This window comes from Nocardia tenerifensis NBRC 101015 (assembly GCF_000308715.1).
Lineage (GTDB): Bacteria > Actinomycetota > Actinomycetes > Mycobacteriales > Mycobacteriaceae > Nocardia > Nocardia tenerifensis.
This window is the reverse complement of record NZ_BAGH01000168.1, coordinates 1-2,392: the sequence shown is the minus strand read 5'-3', so window position 1 is coordinate 2,392 and position 2,392 is coordinate 1. Positions and strand designations below refer to the sequence as shown.

Sequence of the window (2,392 nt, the reverse complement as noted above, 5' to 3'; positions counted from 1 at the left end):
GCCGCGGCCGCGGCGGAGTTGAGCCGTTCCCATCTGACGACCCTGAAGGAGGCCTTCGCGTGACCGGAGCGCCGGTGCTCGAGCTGACGGACGTGACGTTCCGCCGCGAGGGCAAGAAGATCATCAACGGCATCTCGCTGACCGTGCGCGCGGGCGAGCACTGGGCGCTGCTCGGGCCGAACGGCGCGGGCAAGAGCACTTTGCTCGGCTTCTGCGGCGCCGTCACCTTCCCCACCACGGGGACGGTGCGCGTGCTCGGCGAACAGCTCGGCCGCGTCGAGCTGCAACGCCTGCGCCACGCCATCGGCCATGTGAATCCGCGGCATCCGCTGCGCTATCCACTGACGATTCGCGAGGTCGTGCTGACCGGACTCACCGCGACCATCGACACGCCCATGCGCTGGACGCCGACCGCGGACGAGCTCGCCCGCGCCGATGCGATGATCGACACCGTCGGCCTCGGCGGCAAGGCCGGCAATGCGTGGACCACCCTGTCCCAGGGCGAGCGCGGGCGCACCCTCATCGCCCGCGCGCTCGTCGCCGAGCCGCGGCTGCTGTTGTTCGACGAACCGTCCACCGGGCTGGATCTCGCTGCGCGCGAACAACTCCTGGAGACCATCGATACGCTCGGCGACACGCATCCCGAGGTTGCGTCGGTGCTGGTCACCCATCATCTCGAGGAGCTGCCGAGGACGACGACGCACGCCTTGCTCATCGCCGACGGCCACACCGTCGCCGCCGGGCCGGCGGTGCAGACGTTGACCACCGACAATGTCACCGCCGCCTTCGCCCACCCGGTCGAGGTGCGCTATGACGGGCGTTGGTCAGCCCGCGCCGCTCACGCTGGGCCTGCTTGGTCTTGAGGTCACTCGCCGCGCATCGATCCCGTTCCCGCCACACCTCGCGGGCGCGACTCAGAGCAGGCCGAGCAGGCGAAGGTCAGTGACGTACTTGACGATGATCGGCGGCGTCACGTGCGGAATGTCTTTGTCCGCACCGACTTTCGCCTTCTGCACCGCCGCCCGGAACCTGTCGGTCGGCGCGAAGGAGCCGCGGATCGGCTTCTCGGGTCGTCGATAGTTGTGCAGCAGCGGGAGCAGCGAGTGCTGGCGCTGGCGCTCGGGCAGCGCGCGCAGGGCGGTCTCGAAGCGGCTCAGCCAGGTGTCGTAGTCGGCGATGCGGTGGATGGCGTGGCCGGCCTCGATCAGCCAGTCGACGTACTCGTCCAGGCCGATGCCGTCGTCGTACGGGTTCATCACGTGATAGGTGCGCAGGCCGTCGGTCGTCGCCGAGCCGAGGGTTGCGATCGCCTCGGCGACGAAATCGACCGGCAGGCCGTCGTAGTGGGCCCGCTGCCGGTTGCCGTCGGCGTCGGTCTCGTAGAACGAGCCGGGCGCGATGCCGGTGGCGACCAGGCTCAGCATCATCCTGGTGAACATGTCCGGCAGGTTGAGCTGCCCGGCGTAGTCGCCGCCGGCCAGGATCATGTCGCAGCGGAACACCGCGACCGGCAGTCCGCACAGGTCGTCGGCGGCCCGCAGCAGCACCTCCCCCGCCCATTTGCTGTTCGCGTAGCCGTTGGCGTAGCCCTCGTCGATCGTGCGCACGGGGCTGATCTCCCGGATGTCGGCGTCCTCGGTGAAGGCCGCCTGCTCGATCTGCGCGCCGACGCCGATGGTCGAAACATAGGTGTAGGGCTTGAGTTTCGTGGTGAGCGCGAGGCGGATCAGCTCGGCGGTGCCGACCACGTTCGGGCCGAACAGCTGGCCGTAGGGCAGGACGTGGTTGACCAGGGCCGCGGGGTCGACGATCGCGTCGACCGTGTCGGCGAGCCGCCGCCAAGTGTGTTGCTCCAGACCGAGATTCGCCTCGCCCTTGTCCCCGGCGATGACCTCGAGATGGTCGGCGGCCAGAGTTCGGTAGCGTCGCAGAAGCTCCGGGTCGCCGCTGTCGAAGGTCTGGTCCAGTCGCGCGCGAGCGGTTTCGTCGTCCTTGGCGCGGATCAGGCAGATCAGCGTGCCGCCGACCAGGGCCAGTCGTTCTAGCCACTCCAGCGCGAGGTAGCGGCCGAGGAAGCCCGTCGCTCCGGTCAGCAGGACGGTGCGCGCGGTGGCGCTCGGCCGGGGCAGCTCGGCTGCGGCAGCCAGGGTTTCGGCGTCGATGAACTTGTCCAAGGTGAGGTCGGCGGCGCGCGCCTCGGTGGCGTCACGGCCGTGCACGGCGGCGAAGGTGGGCCGCTCGCCGTCGGAGACACGTTCCGCGGCAATATAATCCGCGATGGCCCGCAGGTCGGTCGCCGGGCTCACGATGACGCCCACCGGCACCTCGACGTCGAAGATCTCGTGCAGCAGGTTGGCGAAGGTCAACGCGGACAACGAGTCTCCGCCGAGGT

General features: G+C 69.4%; 2 protein-coding genes. One reads left to right on the top strand and one right to left on the bottom strand.

All coding sequences use genetic code 11. From position 1 onward, the window contains the following. Positions 1-59: 59 nt before the first annotated feature. Entirely contained in the window at positions 60-863 is an 804-nt protein-coding gene (locus ON39_RS13540; protein WP_040734255.1) for an ABC transporter ATP-binding protein, read from the top strand. Between the two features lie 51 nt (positions 864-914). On the opposite strand, the gene ON39_RS13535 is transcribed toward ON39_RS13540, so the two are convergent. Further along, on the bottom strand, positions 915-2,392 hold a 1,478-nt coding region (locus tag ON39_RS13535), incomplete at its 5' end, for an SDR family oxidoreductase (protein ID WP_040734254.1).